General features: G+C 67.0%; 17 protein-coding genes. 7 read left to right on the top strand and 10 right to left on the bottom strand.

The window, feature by feature from the left end:
- The 3 genes from G3N64_RS34235 to G3N64_RS34225 all read left to right on the top strand — a co-directional run.
- Positions 1-212 (top strand): hypothetical protein (locus G3N64_RS34235; protein WP_205788105.1); only part of this gene is annotated, 212 nt, incomplete at its 5' end.
- A 5-nt stretch (positions 213-217) separates the two neighbouring features.
- Complete coding sequence (locus tag G3N64_RS34230) at positions 218-487, top strand: hypothetical protein (protein ID WP_011353737.1); 270 nt, start codon at positions 218-220, stop codon at positions 485-487.
- Positions 488-641: 154 nt separating this feature from the next.
- Entirely contained in the window at positions 642-1,637 is a 996-nt protein-coding gene (locus tag G3N64_RS34225) for a DedA family protein/thiosulfate sulfurtransferase GlpE (protein WP_205788104.1), read from the top strand.
- 55 nt (positions 1,638-1,692) lie between these two features.
- On the opposite strand, the gene G3N64_RS34220 is transcribed toward G3N64_RS34225, so the two are convergent.
- The 7 genes from G3N64_RS34220 to G3N64_RS34190 all read right to left on the bottom strand — a co-directional run bounded on the left by G3N64_RS34220 (position 1,693) and on the right by G3N64_RS34190 (position 9,564).
- Positions 1,693-3,153: an OprD family porin gene (locus G3N64_RS34220; RefSeq protein WP_205788103.1), complete on the bottom strand. Its 1,461-nt coding sequence runs from the start codon at positions 3,151-3,153 to the stop codon at positions 1,693-1,695.
- 165 nt (positions 3,154-3,318) lie between these two features.
- The gene (locus G3N64_RS34215) at positions 3,319-4,338 is read right to left on the bottom strand and encodes an oligopeptide/dipeptide ABC transporter ATP-binding protein (RefSeq protein ID WP_205788102.1); all 1,020 of its coding nucleotides are present in this window, start codon (positions 4,336-4,338) and stop codon (positions 3,319-3,321) included.
- Positions 4,335-5,327 (bottom strand): ABC transporter ATP-binding protein, encoded by a 993-nt coding sequence (locus tag G3N64_RS34210; RefSeq protein ID WP_205788101.1) that lies wholly within the window; start codon positions 5,325-5,327, stop codon positions 4,335-4,337. Before G3N64_RS34210 ends, G3N64_RS34215 begins: the two co-directional genes overlap by 4 nt.
- A gap of 2 nt (positions 5,328-5,329) precedes the next feature.
- Entirely contained in the window at positions 5,330-6,232 is a 903-nt protein-coding gene (locus G3N64_RS34205; protein ID WP_205788100.1) for an ABC transporter permease subunit, read from the bottom strand.
- A gap of 13 nt (positions 6,233-6,245) precedes the next feature.
- Positions 6,246-7,184 (bottom strand): ABC transporter permease subunit, encoded by a 939-nt coding sequence (locus G3N64_RS34200; RefSeq protein ID WP_205788099.1) that lies wholly within the window; start codon positions 7,182-7,184, stop codon positions 6,246-6,248.
- Positions 7,185-7,195: 11 nt separating this feature from the next.
- Positions 7,196-8,806, bottom strand: a complete 1,611-nt coding sequence (locus G3N64_RS34195) for a peptide ABC transporter substrate-binding protein (RefSeq protein ID WP_205788098.1) — start codon at positions 8,804-8,806, stop codon at positions 7,196-7,198.
- Between the two features lie 179 nt (positions 8,807-8,985).
- Positions 8,986-9,564: a cupin domain-containing protein gene (locus G3N64_RS34190; RefSeq protein ID WP_039349569.1), complete on the bottom strand. Its 579-nt coding sequence runs from the start codon at positions 9,562-9,564 to the stop codon at positions 8,986-8,988.
- Between the two features lie 500 nt (positions 9,565-10,064).
- Between G3N64_RS34190 and G3N64_RS34185 the strand changes: the two genes are divergently transcribed.
- Positions 10,065-11,585 (top strand): oligopeptide:H+ symporter, encoded by a 1,521-nt coding sequence (locus tag G3N64_RS34185; RefSeq protein ID WP_205788097.1) that lies wholly within the window; start codon positions 10,065-10,067, stop codon positions 11,583-11,585.
- A 116-nt stretch (positions 11,586-11,701) separates the two neighbouring features.
- Positions 11,702-11,908 (top strand): hypothetical protein, encoded by a 207-nt coding sequence (locus G3N64_RS34180; RefSeq protein ID WP_174984356.1) that lies wholly within the window; start codon positions 11,702-11,704, stop codon positions 11,906-11,908.
- 58 nt (positions 11,909-11,966) lie between these two features.
- Here the strand turns inward: G3N64_RS34180 and G3N64_RS34175 are convergent, their stop codons facing one another.
- The 3 genes from G3N64_RS34175 to G3N64_RS34165 form a co-directional block, all read right to left on the bottom strand.
- The gene (locus G3N64_RS34175; protein ID WP_205788096.1) at positions 11,967-13,088 is read right to left on the bottom strand and encodes an OpgC domain-containing protein; all 1,122 of its coding nucleotides are present in this window, start codon (positions 13,086-13,088) and stop codon (positions 11,967-11,969) included.
- 396 nt (positions 13,089-13,484) lie between these two features.
- Positions 13,485-14,384: an EamA family transporter RarD gene (gene rarD, locus G3N64_RS34170; protein WP_205788095.1), complete on the bottom strand. Its 900-nt coding sequence runs from the start codon at positions 14,382-14,384 to the stop codon at positions 13,485-13,487.
- A gap of 16 nt (positions 14,385-14,400) precedes the next feature.
- Positions 14,401-14,697 carry an acylphosphatase gene (locus G3N64_RS34165; RefSeq protein WP_034187849.1) on the bottom strand — a complete coding sequence of 99 codons (297 nt, stop codon included), beginning with the start codon at positions 14,695-14,697 and terminating at the stop codon, positions 14,401-14,403.
- Between the two features lie 176 nt (positions 14,698-14,873).
- Between G3N64_RS34165 and hpnA the strand changes: the two genes are divergently transcribed.
- Together hpnA and G3N64_RS34155 are read left to right on the top strand one after the other, a co-directional pair.
- The gene (gene hpnA, locus G3N64_RS34160) at positions 14,874-15,881 is read left to right on the top strand and encodes a hopanoid-associated sugar epimerase (protein ID WP_205788094.1); all 1,008 of its coding nucleotides are present in this window, start codon (positions 14,874-14,876) and stop codon (positions 15,879-15,881) included.
- Positions 15,882-15,989: 108 nt separating this feature from the next.
- The gene (locus G3N64_RS34155; RefSeq protein ID WP_277399153.1) at positions 15,990-16,232 is read left to right on the top strand and encodes a hypothetical protein; all 243 of its coding nucleotides are present in this window, start codon (positions 15,990-15,992) and stop codon (positions 16,230-16,232) included.
- Positions 16,233-16,238 lie beyond the last annotated feature (6 nt).

Here is a 16,238-nt window from a genome sequence, read left to right as displayed (position 1 = left end):
CCGCCAGCGGCGGTCAGGCGCCGGCCGCGGCCGCGCCCGATCCGGCGGAAACGCCCGCCCCGCGCGGCTCAAACATCAGAAGTATCAATGGTTCAGCCCTCAATTCCGCCCAACGAAATTGCTCCGAATTGCGGCCTGTTCGCGTTAAACTGCGTCAAGCTGTATTCAACAAAGACATCTTCGCCATTACGGCATCCACGATACGAGGATAGGTTCGATGCGCACTACCGGCTCATCCGGGGCAATGACCCTGCTCACCGAACACGACCCGGCCGACGGCCGCGAACTGCGCTCGCTCCGGCTCGAAGCAACCGGCGACGGCAAGAGCGTGCTGCTGATCGAGATCGACGAACGCAAGCCTGGCATCCATCGTGAAGTCCGCTACGAGATCACGCCGGCGGAACTGATCGCGGCGATCCGCTCGCACGGCGCCGAGCTGCCCGGCGAAAACCACGGCGCAGCGTCGCTCGCCCGCACCTCCTCCTGATCTCGCACGGTGAGCCGCACGCAGCGCGCCGGCTCACCGACATCCCCCTGCCGCCGTCAGGCGCTTTGCGTTATTCCCTCCGCCGACTTGAAAAAGGCCGATAATCGGCGCATCTGCGTGCTTTCCGCGCGCGTTTCCTTTTCGGCCAGCCGTCATGCTCCTCCGTGACCTCGTCGCCCAATACGGGCCGCTTCTCGTCTTCGCCAACGTGCTCGCGGCGGCCATCGGGCTGCCGGTGCCCGCGATGCCGACGCTCGTGCTGTTCGGTGCGATGTCCGCGATGCACCCGGCGATGATCGGCTCGCAACTGGTCACGGTAGTCGCGCTGTCGGTGCTCGGCGCCCTGATCGGCGATACCGTCTGGTACCTCGCCGGCCGGCGCTACGGCGGCACGACGCTGAAGACGATCTGCCGGCTGTCGCTGTCGCGTGACAGCTGCGTGAAAAAGACCGAACACTTCTTCGGCCGCTACGGCGTACGCGTGCTTGCCGTCGCGCGCTTCATTCCGGGGCTGTCGCTCGTGTCGGTGCCGATGGCCGGCGCGTTCGGCACGCGCTATCGCACGTTCGTCGGCTACGATGCGCTCGGCGCCGCGCTGTGGACGATCGTCGGGCTGGTGGTCGGGGTGACGTTCTATCGCCAGATCGACTGGCTGTTCGCCGGCGCCGGCCAGCTCGGCCGCGTGGCGCTGCTGGTGGCCGTCGCGGTGCTGGCGGTGTACGCGGCGATCCGCTGGATGCGCCGCCGTGCGCTGATCCGCCAGCTCGCGAGCGCGCGGATCGGCGTCGACGAGCTCGACGCGATGCTGCGCAATACGTCCGCGCCGGTGGTCCTCGACGTGCGCTCGCCCGAGCACCGCAAGCTCGACCCGTTCACGATTCCCGGCGCACAGTTCGCCGACGAACGCCAGATCGGCGACATCGTCACGCGCTATCCGTTCACGCAGAAGTTCGTCGTGTTCTGCTCGTGCCCGAACGAAGTGACGGCGGCCCTGATGGCGAAGCGCCTGCTCGACGCAGGCTTCACCGATGCGCTTGCGCTGCGCGGCGGCCTCGACGCATGGCGCGATACGGGCCGCCAGCTCACGTCGCTCGTGGAAGACATGCCCGCTGCGAACGATCCGGTCGCGGGGCTGCACAAGCCGGCCTGATCGTTTCGATCGCAGGCCGGCCGTGCGAGGCGGGGGCGCATGCGCCCCCCTTCGATCAGAACGCGTGCAGCGGCAGGTTCACGACCAGACGGTACTCGGTGTTCGTCGCGTCCGAGTAGTGCGCCGAACCGGCGTGCCACATCGCGATGAACGTGACCTTCGTGTCCTTCAGCTTGCCGCTCTGGAACGTGTACGACGGGATGAAGCCGAACTCGTGGTGACGGCCCTGCACCGGCGCACCGTTGCTCCAGTAGATGCTCGACTTGCTCGGGTCGTTCGCCGCACCCGCGCTGCCGTCCGCACCCCAGCCCGTCACGCCCCACACCATCGCCTTGAAGCCCGGCAGGCCCGCTTCCTTGCCGTAGAACGTGTAACGCAGCTGCAGCGACTTTTCGTGCGGCGCGTTGTAGTCGACGTCCATCGAGTTGGCCAGGAAGATGCCGTTCGTTTCGTTCAGGTAGTCGAAGAACTGGTCGCCGAGCACCTGCTGGAAGCCGAGCAGCAGCTCGTGCGGGCCGTGCTGCGCGGCCAGCGACAGGCTGTATGCGTTGTTGTTGATCTTGCCTTGCAGCGCATCGCCCGTGTCGTGCGTCGAGTAGACGTTGCCGAAGCCCGTCCACTTGATCGTCTGCGGGCTGCCGATGCTGTGCTTCACCGACGCGTAGTACTGGTGCCACACGTCGTCGGCCTGGTTCGCGTACAGCGCGATTTCGCCGTTCGGCGAGTAGTCCCACGTGCCGCCGACATACGACAGGCGATTGATGCGCGTGCCGCCGTATTGCGTCGTCAGGTTGGTGAGCGTCGTGTGACCGCGCGCGTCGGTCTTCGTGAAGCTGCCGGCCTCGAGCATCACGTTCTTGAATTCATTGCTGACGAGTGTCGCACCGAGGAACGTCGGCGGCAGCGCACGGTTGTCGTGCTGCTCCATGAACGGGTTGTCGACGGCCTGCAGACCGTACTTGACCACCGTGTTCGAAATGCGCGCCTTCACGTCGTAGATGCCGGGATAGGCCCATGCGAGCTGGTTGCCGCCACCGCCGCCCTTCGCGATGTGCACCATGCTGCCGGCGCCCTGGCCGCCGTCGAGCTTCAGCGCCGCATACAGCGACGCGTCGAAGCCGATACCGATCAGGCCCGTCGTATAGCCCGACTCGAAGTTCGCCATCGCGCCCTGGACCCACGCGTGGCGATGCGGCCCGCCCTTGTTGTCGAGCACGTCCGCATAGTTGCGGAACAGGAAGTTGAGATGGCTGTCGGCAATGAAGCCCTTCGACTGCGACTGGGCCGACGGCTCGTCGGGCGGCGTGACGGCCTGGTTCGCTTCGGCGTTGATAATGGCGTTCGGGGTCGGTGCCTGTGCAACGGTCGCGCCCGGCGCGGCCTGTGCGACCGTCAGCGGTGCGGGGGCCGCGTCGTCGGCGTGCGCGACGCCCGTCAGCGAGACCCCGGCGAGTGCCGGCAGCCCCCATGCAAGCAGCATTTTCGATGCCGTCCCGATCGTCTTCTGTTTTTTCATCGTCATTCTCGTCTTGTGTTGATATCGTCCACGCCGGTTGCGATCCGCTTCCGGCCCCCCGGCGAGCCCGGCTAAGGACGCGCCTGTACCCGCGGCGCGAAGATCGTTCGCGCCGCACCTACCCCTGTTGACCTGCCTTGGTTATGTTTGCTGCGTCACATCAAGTCACGCCACGCCCGCGCGGATGCACGCGACACGCGCTGCCGACCCCTGCCGAACTTCCGGCAGCGGCACGTCCTGCGCGCACGCATCGATCGCGACCGGGCAGCGCGTGCGGAACGCACAGCCGGACGGCGGGTTGAGCGGCGAGGGCATCTCGCCCGCCAGCAGCATCGGACGGCGAGCACGCTCGCGCGCCGGCTCCGGCGTCGGCGCCGCATCGAGCAGCGCCTTCGTGTACGGGTGCTGCGGCACGCCGTACACGTCATGCCGCGTGCCGAACTCCATCACGCGGCCGAGATACATCACGAGCACACGCTGGCTGATCGCCTTCACCACCGCCAGATCGTGTGCAACGAACAGATAGGACAACGACAGGTCGCGTTGAAGGTCGCGCAGCAGGTTCACGATCTGCGCCTGGATCGACACGTCGAGCGCCGATACGGGTTCGTCGCAGATCACGAGCTTCGGCTCGCCGATCAGCGCGCGTGCGATGCCGACGCGCTGGCACTGCCCGCCGGAAAATTCGTGCGGATAACGCAGCAGGTGATGCGCGTTCAGGCCGACGCGTTCGAGCATCGTGACCACGCGGCGGCGCACCTCGGTGCGGCCGAGGCCGGCCTGGTGCGTGACGAGCGGCTCCGCGACGACCTGTTCGATCGTCATGCGCGGATCGAGCGACGCGAGCGGATCCTGGAAGATCATCTGCACTTCGCGCCGCATCGTGGTGCCGCGCAGGTGATCGGGCGCCACCGTTTCGCCGCGCCATTTCACCGTGCCGGCCGTCATCGGCACGAGGCCGATCAGCGCACGCGCGAGCGTCGACTTCCCGCAGCCGGATTCGCCGACGAGCCCGACGGTCTCGCCGCGCTTCACGTCGAACGACACGCCGTCGACGGCGCGCAGCGTCCCCTTCGGCGACCACGGATAGCCGCCGAGCGGCACGCGGAAATGCACTTTCAGACCCTCGACGGACAGCAGCGTGTCGTCCGTCGCGCCGGCATGGCGGCGTTCATCGACGCTCATCGCAGACCTCCCGTCAGATCGGCCACGGGCCGGTGGCACGCGCGCACCGCGCCCACGGCGCCATAGGTTTCGAGCGCGGGGCGCGCCGCGCCGCAGCGTTCTTCCGCATACGTGCAGCGCTGCGCGAACGCGCAGCCGGCCGGCGCGGTGCCGGGCATCGGCGGATTGCCGGGAATCGCGACGAGCGGCGCATCGTCCGCGTCGGTCAGGCGCGGCAGCGCGTTGAGCAGGCCGATCGTGTACGGATGCGACGGCGCCGCGAAGATCGATTCCGCCGGCGCGTATTCGACGGTGCGGCCCGCATACATGACCATCACGTCGTCCGCGAGGCCCGCGACCACGCCCATGTCGTGCGTGATCAGCACGATCGCCGTGCCGCGCTCGCGGTTCAGCTCGCGCAGCAAGTCGATGATCTGCGCCTGGACGGTCACGTCGAGCGCGGTGGTCGGCTCGTCGGCGATCAGGATTTCCGGCTCGGACAGCAGCGCCATCGCGATCATCACGCGCTGGCGCATGCCGCCCGAGAACTCGTGCGGATACATGCGGATGCGGCGCGCCGCGTCCGGGATACGCACCGATTCGAGCGCCTCGATCGCGCGCTTGGTGGCTTCCTTGCGCGACAGCTTGCGATGCAGCTGCAGCGTCTCGGTCATCTGCCGCTCGATCGTCAGGAACGGATTGAGCGACGTCATTGGATCCTGGAAGATCATCGCGATCCGGTCGCCGCGCACCTTGTTCAGCGCGCGCGCATCCATCTCGAGCAGGTTGTCGCCGCGATAGCGCGCGGCGCCGGTCGTCGTGCCGTTGCCGGCCAGCAGGCCGAGCAGCGCCATCACGGTCTGGCTCTTGCCCGAACCCGATTCGCCGACGATGCCCAGCGTCTTGCCGGCTTCGAGCGAGAACGACACGCCGCTCACGGCGTCGACGGGCGGCGCATCCTTGCGCGTGAAGCGCACGCCGAGGTTGTCTACTTCAAGTAGTGAGGCCATCGTTAGCGATCCTTCGGGTCGAGCGCGTCACGCAGGCCATCGCCGACGAAGTTCACGCAGTAAAGCGTCACGCACAGCATGACGGCCGGGGCCAGCAGCAGCCACGGCATCGATTCCAGTTTCTGCGCGCCGTCCTGGATCAGCACGCCCCAGCTCGTCATCGGTTCCTGCACGCCGAGGCCGAGGAACGACAGCACCGATTCGGTCAGCACGATGCCCGGCACCGAGACGGTCGCGTACACGACGACCACGCCGAGCAGGTTCGGCACCACGTGGCGCAGCACGATCGACGCCGGCGACACGCCGATCGCCCGCGCCGCATCGACGAACTCGCGGTTGCGCAGCGACAGCGTCTGGCCGCGTACGACACGCGCCATGTCGATCCACGAGAACGCGCTGATGGTCAGCACGACCAGCATGAACGAGCGGCCGAACAGGGTCATCATCAGGATCGCGATCAGCAGGTACGGAATCGCGTACATCATGTCGACGATGCGCATCATCACGGAGTCGACGCGGCCGCCCGCGAAGCCCGCGGTCGCGCCCCAGGCGACGCCGAACAGGCCCGACACGAGCGTGCCGAGCAGGCCGACCTCGATCGACACGCGGCCGCCGATCAGCGTACGCACCAGCAGGTCGCGGCCGAGCTCGTCGGTGCCGAACCAGTGCTGGTTCGCCCAGGTCGGCGGCAGGCTGATCGCGCCCCAGTCGCTCGCGGCGGGATCGGCCGCGAGCAGCCACGGGCCGACGAAGCACGCGAGCGTGATCAGCGCGAGCAGCACGAGGCTGAACACGGCCGCACGGTTGTGAAGGAAGCGCGCCATCGCCAGCGCGAGCGGCGAGCGCGAACGCGGCGGCGAGTCGGTCTGCACGGGCAGGCCGACGACGGGAGTGGTCGGAGTCATCGCAGTGCCTCGCTCAATAACGGATGCGCGGATCGAGCCACGCGTACGCGAGGTCGACCAGCAGGTTGAACAGCACCGCGAAAACGGTCGTCAGCACGACGAGGCCGAGCACCAGCGTGTAGTCGCGGTTGATGGCGCCGTTCACGACGAGCTGCCCGATCCCCGGCAGCGCGAACACCGATTCGGTGACGACGGCCGCCGTGATCGACGAGATGCAGACCGTGCCGAACAGCGACACGACCGGCATCAGCGCGGGCTTCAGCGCGTGGCGCAGCACGATCGTCGAGCCCGGCAGGCCCTTCGCGCGCGCCGTGCGGATGTAGTTGCTCGACAGCGTCTCGATCATCGAGCCGCGCATCACGCGTGCGAGCAGCGACATGTTGATGAAGGTCAGCAGCACGATCGGCAGCAGCCGGTATTGCCAGCCGCCGTCGCCCCAGCCGCCCGCCGGCAGCCAGCCGTTGCCGGACGACGTCTTCAGCAGGATCGCGAAGATCCACACGAGCACGGGGCCGAGCACGAACGGCGGGATGACGTTGCCGAAGTTGCCGATCAGCATCACGAAGCGATCGATGAAGCTGTCGCGGCGCACGGCCGCGATGGTGCCGAGCAGCACGCCGAATCCGATCGAGATCGGGATCGACACACCGCCCACGCCGAGGCTCACGGGCAGCGCCTTCTTCACGAGATCGTTCACGGACCAGTCGACGTAGCGGAACGACGGGCCGAGATCGCCGTGCACCAGCGCGTTCAGGTACAGCAGGTACTGCTTCCACAGCGGCTCGTCGAGGTGGTACTTCGCATTCAGGTTCGCGAGCGTCGCCGCGGACAGCTGCTTCTCCGTATCGAACGGGCCGCCGGGCGTGAAATGCAGGAGCAGGTAGCAGACGGTGACGACCGCGAGGATCGTCGGCACCGCCCACAACGTGCGCCTCAATGCGTAGGCCAGCATGATCGCTCCGCTCAGTGCTTGATCAGGTACATGTCCTGCGAAGCACGCATGTCGATCACGTTCTTCAGCGAGTAGCCGCCGACATAGGACTTCACGAGACGGTCGGCCGAGTACTGGAACAGCGGCACCATCGGCGTGTCGTTCATCGCCGCGTCGTGCGCCTGCGTCAGCAGCGCGGTGCGCGCCTTGTCGTCGAGCTTCTGGTTGCCGTCGTCGACGAACGTGTCGACCTGCTTGTTGCAGTAGCCGACGGTGTTCTGCGAGCTGCCGCAGCGGATCAGGTCGAAGAAGGTCATCGCGTCGTTGTAGTCGGCGAACCAGCCGTCGCGCGCGATCTGCACCTTGCCGTCATGCCGCTCCTTCATCAGCACCTTGAATTCGACGTTCTCGAGCTTCGTGTTGATGCCGAGCTTCGTGCGCCATTCCGACGCGGTAAACAGCGCGACCTTCTTGTGCAGGTCGTTGGTGTTGTACGTCAGCGTGAACGACAGCGGCTTCGCGTCCGAGAAGCCGGCCTGCTTCAGCAGGTTCTTCGCGGTCTCGACGCGCTTGGCCATCGGCCACGACGCCCATTCCGGCGTGAACGGCTGCACGCCCTTCGTGCCGTTCGGCATCAGGCCGTACATCGGCTTCTCGCCGGCCTGCGTGAGCTTCGACGTCAGCACGTCGCGATCGATCACCATCGACAGCGCCTGGCGCACGCGCTTGTCCTTCAGCGCCGCGTCGCTGTTGTTCAGGTAGTAGTAGTAGGTCGCGAGCTGCAGGCCCGGGCGCAGCTCGCTGCCGAACTGCTTGCTGACCTGCTGGAAGATGCCCGACGGAATCGAGTAGCTGTAGTCGATCTGGCCGGCCTGGTACATGCGCATCGCGGTTTCGTCGCTTTCGATCGGCAGGAACGTGACCTTGTTGATCACGACCTTCGACGCGTTCCAGTACTTCGCGTCCTTCGTCACGACGATGCGGTTGTTCGGCTGCCAGTCGACGAGCTGGTATGCGCCGTTGCTGACGAGGTTGCCCGGGCGCGTCCACGCGTCGCCGAACTTCGCGACGACGTCCTTGTTCACCGGCACGAGCGGCGCCATCGCGGTCAGCTCGGGGAAGAACGCGACGGGCGCGTCGGTCGTCACCTCGAGCGTGTACGGATCGACGGCGCGCACGCCGAGCGTCGACGGCGCGGCCTTGCCCGCGATGATGTCCTTCGAGTTCTTCACGAACTCGACGAGGATCGTGTATTTCGAGCCCGTCTTCGGATCGACGAGGCGCTGCCACGAATAAACGAAATCGGCGGCCGTCACCGGCTGGCCGTTGCTCCACTTCGCGTCACGGCGAAGCTTGAAGATCCACGTCGTCGGCGTCTTGTGTTCCCACGACAGCGCGACACCCGGCACGACCTGGCCGGCCGCGTCGATGCGGGCCAGCCCTTCGAACAGGTCGAGGCCGATCGTGTTGCCCGTCCACGACTCGATGTGCGCCGGGTCGAGCGACTCGACTTCGGCGGGCACCTGGCGCGTCAGGTCCTGTTGAGGAGCGAGCGCGACGTTCGACGGAACGGTAACGGCGTGGGCGACAGGCGTCAGGGCGAGCGCGGCCAGCACGGCCGACATGGCATGCAAGGATTTCATCGTGGCAGTCTTGAGAAGGGTTGTTCGGTGAGCGTCGCGCGGCGGATGCCGCGGATTACGCTTGGGACGCTGACGGGGGCAGCGATTGAGGAGGCCCGTGATTCTCGTATTGCATTTTAGTATTCCTTACGTTTCTTTCGACAGGTATTCCGTCTTCGAAACGAAGGAATACCTGTGCGTTAGAACAGCCTCGGTGTACCGACCCAGACCACCACCGACTCGATCTTCGCGGTGTTGACCCAGCTGTGCGGGACCGTCGACTGATAGTGCGAGCTGTCGCCGGCCTGCAGGACGAACGTCTTGCCTTCCAGCGTCAGCGACACTTCCCCTTCAATCACATACAGGAACTCCTCTCCTGCATGTGTCGTTACCTCCGACCGCTTCTGCCCCGGCGGCATCCTCACGAGGATCGCCTCCAGCTGGCGTCCTTCGGACACGTTCGTCAGCCTCGCGAACAGGTTCGCCGAATCGGCAAACCCGAAGAAGCGCAGCTGCTCGCCTCGGCAAACCGAGCGTTCCTCGCTCGGCGTATCCACGAAGTACTGCACCGTCACGCCGAGCGCGTGCGCGATACCGGCCAACGATGTCAGCGACGGCGACGCGAGCCCGCGTTCGACTTGAGACAGAAACGGCTTCGAAATCCCCGCGGCGGTAGCGGTGTCGTCGAGCGTGCGCTTGAGTCGTTGGCGCAACGCGCGAATCTTGCTGCCCAGCGCGGCGGCATCTGCAGACCGCGAGTTTTCAGTGGGGGGAACCATAGCAGGCCGAAAAGTGATCGTCAAAAAATGTTTGATGGAAAATAACTAAGTTAGAACGATATAGCTTAGTCTTCGGGTTCGTACACGTCTTCGGTGTTGAGCCCGGTGCACTAAACGGGACACGAAGCGAGCGAAACGACGCGCTATCTTGCCAGACTCGCCGGCTTCACAGGCAAGCTGCAAGCGGCTCTCCGGGAATCTTCTGAGAGCCGGCACGAAAGTTTACAAATAGATGATGAGACGAATGTTCCTGAAAGCCACTGCCATATCGGGAGTTTCCCTAGGTGGCAGATACCTGACGCACCGGACCGGCAACCGTTACCACGCGCGCGCCGGTCGGGGCCCCTCGCCGCCACACCAGGCGGTACCCGGCTCCGGCCCGGGCTAACCGCCCGACTGTTCCATCGCCAGCGCAAAGCCTACCCGGCCCCATTGTGCACCGGCGCCAGTTCGACCCCAAGACGACGCGCGATCCGTGCCGTCCGTTTCAAACGAGATTGATGATGCAACCACCTGTTTCACAAACCCGATCGTTCACGACGGTCTTCCTCATCGAAATGTGGGAGCGCTTCGGCTACTACGGCATGGCCGCGCTCCTGGTCCTCTTCATGGTCGACCGGCTCGGGTTCACCGACAGCCACGCGAACCTGACCTGGGGTGCGTTCACCGCGCTCGTCTATGCGGCGCCGTCGATCGGCGGCTGGATCGGCGACAAGGTGCTCGGCGCCCGCCGCACGATGATCATCGGCGCGTCCGTGCTGTGCGCCGGCTACCTGATGCTGTCGGTACCGAACGATCAACTGACGTACATGTACGCGTCGCTCGGCGTGATCGTCGTCGGCAACGGCCTGTTCAAGGCCAACGCGGCGAACCTCGTGCGCCGCATCTACGAAGGCGACGACGCGCGCATCGACAGCGCATTCACGATCTACTACATGGCGGTCAACATCGGCTCGACGGTGTCGATGCTCGCGACGCCGTGGATCAAGGATCACTGGGGCTGGCACACCGCGTTCGCGGTCTGCTGCGGCGGCATGCTGCTCGCGATCCTCAACTTCATGCTGATGCATCGCACGCTCGCGCACGTCGGCTCGCTGCCCGACGACCAGCCGATCCGCTGGAAGCGTCTCGGCGCAGTCGCGCTGGGCGGCGTCGGCCTCGCGCTGATCACGCTGTACGTGCTGCAGCACAAGCAGCTCGCGGTCGCCAGCGTGTGGACGGCAGCGTTCGCGATCCTCGCGATCTTCGCATACATGATCGCGAAGTCGGAGCGCTCGGAGCGCGCGGGGCTGATCGCGGCACTCGTGCTGATCGGCCAGGTGATCCTGTTCTTCATCTTCTACGTGCAGATGTCGACGTCGCTGACGCTGTTCGCGCTGCGCAACGTCGATCCGCGCTTCATGCTGTTCGGCACGACGCTGTTCACGTGGAGCGCCGCACAGTTCCAGGCGCTGAACCCGATCTGGATCATGCTGCTGAGCCCGGTGCTCGTGTGGGTCTACAACGCCGTCGCGAAGGGCGGCCGCGACCTGCCGGTCGCCGCGAAGTACGCGCTCGGCTTCGGCGCAGTGGCTGCGGGCTACCTGGTGTTCACGATCAGCGGCCGCTACGCGGTCGACGGCCGCGTGTCGTCGTGGTTCATGGTATGGGGCTACGGCCTCTACTCGCTCGGCGAACTGCTGGTGAGCGGCCTCGGCCTCGCGATGATCGCCCGCTACGTGCCGGCGCGCATGAGCGGCTTCATGATGGGTGCGTACTTCGTCGCGACGGGCGTGTCGCAGTATCTGGGCAGCGTCGTCGCGAACTTCGCGCAGATGCCGTCGCACGAACTGCCGGCCACCGAATCGCTGCCGCTCTACCTGTCGCTGTTCGAGAAGCTGGGCTGGCTCGCCGCGATCGGCATGCTGCTGGCGCTGCTGCTGCTGCCGCTGATGAACCGCCTGTCGCGCCAGCACCAACGTTGTGCGGAAGAGCGTCGCGAGGAAGCGCTGCAGGCGCAGGGCGTCGCCGCGGCCCAGTAAGGGCTATCCCTCGGCGTGCTGCGTGCACGCCACATTCTCCTGCCGGTTGCGCGATTGCGTCCTACACTGGTTGCAAGCAGTGCATCCGCCGAGATGCGCACTGGCGGGAGAAAACCATGAAAAGCAAGACCACGAGGCTTCTGAGAATCCTCTCGGACATCCGGCACGCGCAGCGATGCACTGCGCTGCGCGCCGCCCGGGCCGCAGCCGAAGCCGACGCGGTACTCGCGGAACGCGACGATCCGGCGCCCGACGAGCGTGACGACGCCGAATCCGACGACGCCACCGCCGTTCCCCGCTCCCGTATCGGCTCACCTCACTGACGCCGCGCGGCACGCGCCGTGCCGCACGCGTCACTTCCCGCGTCACCTCCCGCGCCGCTCACGCGGCCGCGCTGCGCCACCGCGCGATCCACGTTCCCGAACCGGCCACGGCCATCATCAGCCCGAGCGCGCACGCGTCGGCCACGAGGCCCACGCCGACCTGCCGCAGATCTGCGCTGCGCACGACCGGATGCAGCAGCGAATCGATGACGAGCGAGATCGCCGCGCCCGCGACGAAGCAGATCAGCCCGCGCTGGCCCACGGCCACCACGGGCCGCACGCCCTGCGCGATCCGCGCGATCCAGCCGAAGCGCACGCAATCGGCCATCAGCCACGCGATGGCCGCGAAGCTCACGACGCGCGGCAGCGCGAGATCGCGCTTGAATACGCCTTCCGGCAGCGGCAGCCCCGAGAACAGCTTGTAGCTCGCGCAACCGAGCACGACCGCGCACGCGAGCCCGGTTGCCGCTGCCCCCCACCGTCCGAGCGCGATGCGCCGGTAGAACGGCTGGCCGCGTGCGAGCACGCCGGCGACGAACATCAGTTGCCACGCGAACGGATTGAAACTCCAGCGAAATCCGTCGGTATCCAGCAGCTCGGGGCCGAGCCAGCCCGCCGCGAGCCACGACGCGATGCCGAGCGCGACGAGCCACCACGGATGCCGGCGCGCGAACGGCACGAGCACCGGCGACGCGAGCGCGAACAGCACGTACATCGGCAGCACCGACGCGAGATAGGGCTGGCGCTGGAACGTCAGCAGTTCGGCTGCGCCCGTGAGCGGCGATGCGAGCATCACGCTGACGTCGTCGAGCGCGAGGTTCGGCGCGTCGATCCCGTAGTGGTCGAGCACGGCCGACACGACGAGCATCAGCGTCGAGGTCGCGAGAAACGCGCGGTAGATCTGCATCGCGCGGCGTACGAACCGCCGTTGCGCGGCGCGCGCGCCGTGCCGTTCGGCGATCGCGCCATAGGCGCTCGCGGTCGCGAAGCCGCCGAGAAAGACGAACACCTCGGCCGCATCGCACAGCGCGAACGCGTGCAGCGTGACGCGCGACAGCACGCTCGCGCCGATGTGATCGACGACGATCATCAACAGCACGATTCCGCGGAAGAAGTCGACTTCGATCAGGCGGCCGCTGCGCGACGGCCGGACCGTGGCGGGCGGCTCGCTCAACGCCATGCGCGCACCTGCACGACGGCGGTGCAGTACGCACCGGGGAATGAACCGGGAAGGAGAAGGCGAGCGGGATCAGCCGCGATACGCGTATGCCCGCATCGCGCCGACCCGGCCGGCCAGGCACGGGGATGACCGTTCATTGAAAGGCTGCATACGAAGGGAAGTCGGTGAGGCCAGTCTATGGCCGATCAGGGGAGACCCTAAGTAACAAAGTGCAACCGAATCTTCTGTTCGATTACACGCGCGAGCCTTGTGGTGCGAAGCAGGCAGCGTCGCCAGATTCACGTCAGCGCGACGCCAGTTTGCGGTCAGCATCGATGTATTTGACCGCTGCCGTGTAGCGGTTTTTCGATACTCGACGCGGCACGCTGCACGCAGCCGCCGCATCGCGACCGACGCTTATCGGTGCGCGGGCAGACGCCGCATCAGCATGGCGCTGTGCCACGCGGTCAGCGCAACGGCGATCCAGATCGGCCCGTACGTCGCGAGCTTCGCGATGCTCAGCGTCTCGCCGAGCAGCAGCAGCGACACCGCGACGAGCAGCACGGGCTCGACGTAGCCGAGAATCCCGAACAGCGCCATCGGCAGCATCCGGCTCGCCTTCAGGTAGCTCGCGAGCGCGAGCGTGCTGAGCACGCCGAGCCCCGGCAGCAGCACGGTCCACAACACCGGATGGCCGGCCACCTGCGTCGGGCTCGTCGCGACCATCGCGAACGCGATCGGGCACAGCAGCGCGATCTCGAGCGCGAACGCGGCGAGCGAATCGGCGTTGATCCGCCGGCGCAGCACGAAATACGGCGGATAGCCGAGCGCGACGACGAGCGTCGGCCATGCGAACGCGCGCGTCGCCCACACTTCGTGCGCGACGCCGAGCGCGGCGCACGCAACCGCCGCCCATTGCAGCGGGTCGAGCCGTTCGTGATAGTAGAAGCGGCCGACGAGCACCATCGTCAGCGGCAGCAGGAAATAGCCGAGCGACACTTCGAGCATGCGGCCGTGCAGCGGCGCCCACAGGAACAGCCACAACTGCACGCCGAGCAGCGCGGCGCTCGCGGGCAGCGCAATCAGCAAACGCCCGTTGCGCACGCTGCGCCGAACGAGGTCGACGAGCGCCGGCCAGCGGCCGCGCAGCGCGATCAGCGCGAGCGCGCCCGGTGCGGTCCACAATACACGCCACGCGAAGATGTCGAGCCCCGTGAGCGGCGCGAGCAATTTCGCGTAGACGGACATCAGCGCGAACAGCGTCGACGCCGTCACCGACAGCATGAGGCCGCGCCCGGCCTCCGGATACCCCGTCATGATCGTTCTGTGCCGCTTACTGCTGCTGGAAGCGCTCGAAGCGCCTTTCGGTCCGGCGTTCCTCGAACGTCACCTCGGTCACGCGCGCGGCCGGCGGCCCGTGGCGCAGCCACGCGAGCATCCGGTCGATCTGCGCGCCGGGGCCCTGGATCATCGCCTCGACGCTGCCGTCCTCGAGATTCGCGACCCAGCCGCGCAGCTTCAGCGCATGCGCCTCGCGCACCGTCGCATGACGGAAGCCGACGCCCTGCACGACGCCGCGCACCCGCACGTAGTAGGTCTCGATCCGTTCGTCCAGTTCATTGCGGCTCATCGCGTCGCCCTCCCGTTGCATTCAAGCCCGGCATTGTAGTCGCGTCGGCCGCTTCGCACACGGGCCGAAGCCGGTTCACACCCGTCACGGCCTGGCGTCGCCGCGCGCCGACCACGTACAATCTCGCCGATGCTCAAAACCGCCGCGCCGCTCGCGCGCGGCCCTGAAGGAAACGCATGACTGAACCCTCCCGCGATCTCGTTCTCGTCACCGGTGCGTCCGGTTTCGTCGGCTCGGCCGTCGCACGCATTGCGCAGCAAAAAGGCTATGCGGTGCGCGTGCTCGTGCGCCCGACCAGCCCGCGCACGAACGTGGCGGATCTCGACGCCGAGATCGTCACCGGCGACATGCGCGACGAGGCGTCGATGCGCGCCGCGCTGCGCGGCGTGCGCTACCTGCTGCACGTGGCGGCCGACTACCGGCTGTGGGCGCCCGATCCCGACGAAATCGAGCGTGCGAACCTCGAGGGGGCGGTCGCGACGATGCGCGCGGCGCGCGCGGAAGGTGTCGAGCGGATCGTCTACACGAGCAGCGTCGCGACGCTGAAGGTGACGAGCGCCGGCGATCCGTCCGACGAAAACCGGCCGCTCACGGCCGAGCAGGCCATCGGTGTCTACAAGCGCAGCAAGGTGCTCGCGGAACGTGCGGTCGAGCGGATGATCGCCGACGAAGGGCTGCCGGCCGTGATCGTCAATCCGTCGACGCCGATCGGCCCGCGCGACGTGAAGCCGACGCCGACCGGCCGCATCATCGTCGAGGCCGCACTCGGCAAGATTCCCGCGTTCGTCGACACGGGGCTGAACCTCGTGCACGTCGACGACGTCGCGCACGGCCACTTCCTCGCGCTCGAGCGCGGCCGGATCGGCGAGCGCTACATCCTCGGCGGCGAGAACCTGCCGCTGCAGCAGATGCTTGCCGACATCGCGCAGATGACGGGCCGCAAGGCGCCGACGATCGCGCTGCCGCGCTGGCCGCTCTACCCGCTCGCGGTCGGCGCCGAAGCGGTCGCGAAGTTCACGAAGAAGGAGCCGTTCGTTACCGTCGACGGGCTGCGGATGTCGAAGAACAAGATGTATTTCACGTCCGCGAAAGCCGAGCGTGAGCTCGGCTACCGTGCGCGCCCGTACCGCGAAGGGCTGCGCGACGCGCTCGACTGGTTCGGCTCCGCAGGCTACCTGAAGTAACACAAAGCGGCGTGCGTCACGCCGCTTTGCGCACTTTGTTACACGTCCCGCGCGGCCCGGCACCGGCGCAGCGGTTAAAATCGCGGGTCTTACGCAGAGAAGACACGCATGAACCTGAACGATCAGATCGCTTCGCTCACCATGGGCGTCGATCAGCTCCTCCACGATCACCACGCCGCGCAACAGGCGGCCCGCAGCGCGGAAGCCTTCGCGCGCGCCGCAGCAATGGAAGCCCAGGCCGCGGCAGAGCGTCACGCCGCCGCGGAAACCGAGGCGCAGGCCGCCGCGCAACGCCACACGGCCGCCGCGGCCGATGGCGAGGCGCGGAGGGGGAAGAGGCGTGTGAGGTGAAGGGGA

Origin of the sequence: Burkholderia sp. Ac-20344 (genome assembly GCF_017104975.1) — a bacterium.
Classification (GTDB): Bacteria; Pseudomonadota; Gammaproteobacteria; order Burkholderiales; family Burkholderiaceae; genus Burkholderia.
The sequence above is the reverse complement of the archived record's forward strand: the minus strand, read 5'-3'. Positions and strand labels throughout refer to the sequence as shown.

Bases quoted from the DNA above. Each gene is read 5' to 3' on its own strand.
- G3N64_RS34220 (WP_205788103.1), bottom strand. From the start codon at position 3,153: ATGAAAAAACAGAAGACGATCGGGACGGCATCGAAAATGCTGCTTGCA.
- G3N64_RS34230 (WP_011353737.1), top strand. From the start codon at position 218: ATGCGCACTACCGGCTCATCCGGGGCAATGACCCTGCTCACCGAACAC.
- G3N64_RS34225 (WP_205788104.1), top strand. From the start codon at position 642: ATGCTCCTCCGTGACCTCGTCGCCCAATACGGGCCGCTTCTCGTCTTC.
- rarD (WP_205788095.1), bottom strand. From the start codon at position 14,384: ATGACGGGGTATCCGGAGGCCGGGCGCGGCCTCATGCTGTCGGTGACG.
- G3N64_RS34205 (WP_205788100.1), bottom strand. From the start codon at position 6,232: ATGACTCCGACCACTCCCGTCGTCGGCCTGCCCGTGCAGACCGACTCG.
- G3N64_RS34200 (WP_205788099.1), bottom strand. From the start codon at position 7,184: ATGCTGGCCTACGCATTGAGGCGCACGTTGTGGGCGGTGCCGACGATC.
- G3N64_RS34180 (WP_174984356.1), top strand. From the start codon at position 11,702: ATGAAAAGCAAGACCACGAGGCTTCTGAGAATCCTCTCGGACATCCGG.
- G3N64_RS34210 (WP_205788101.1), bottom strand. From the start codon at position 5,327: ATGGCCTCACTACTTGAAGTAGACAACCTCGGCGTGCGCTTCACGCGC.
- G3N64_RS34185 (WP_205788097.1), top strand. From the start codon at position 10,065: ATGATGCAACCACCTGTTTCACAAACCCGATCGTTCACGACGGTCTTC.
- G3N64_RS34155 (WP_277399153.1), top strand. From the start codon at position 15,990: ATGAACCTGAACGATCAGATCGCTTCGCTCACCATGGGCGTCGATCAG.
- G3N64_RS34175 (WP_205788096.1), bottom strand. From the start codon at position 13,088: ATGGCGTTGAGCGAGCCGCCCGCCACGGTCCGGCCGTCGCGCAGCGGC.
- G3N64_RS34190 (WP_039349569.1), bottom strand. From the start codon at position 9,564: ATGGTTCCCCCCACTGAAAACTCGCGGTCTGCAGATGCCGCCGCGCTG.
- hpnA (WP_205788094.1), top strand. From the start codon at position 14,874: ATGACTGAACCCTCCCGCGATCTCGTTCTCGTCACCGGTGCGTCCGGT.
- G3N64_RS34195 (WP_205788098.1), bottom strand. From the start codon at position 8,806: ATGAAATCCTTGCATGCCATGTCGGCCGTGCTGGCCGCGCTCGCCCTG.
- G3N64_RS34215 (WP_205788102.1), bottom strand. From the start codon at position 4,338: ATGAGCGTCGATGAACGCCGCCATGCCGGCGCGACGGACGACACGCTG.
- G3N64_RS34165 (WP_034187849.1), bottom strand. From the start codon at position 14,697: ATGAGCCGCAATGAACTGGACGAACGGATCGAGACCTACTACGTGCGG.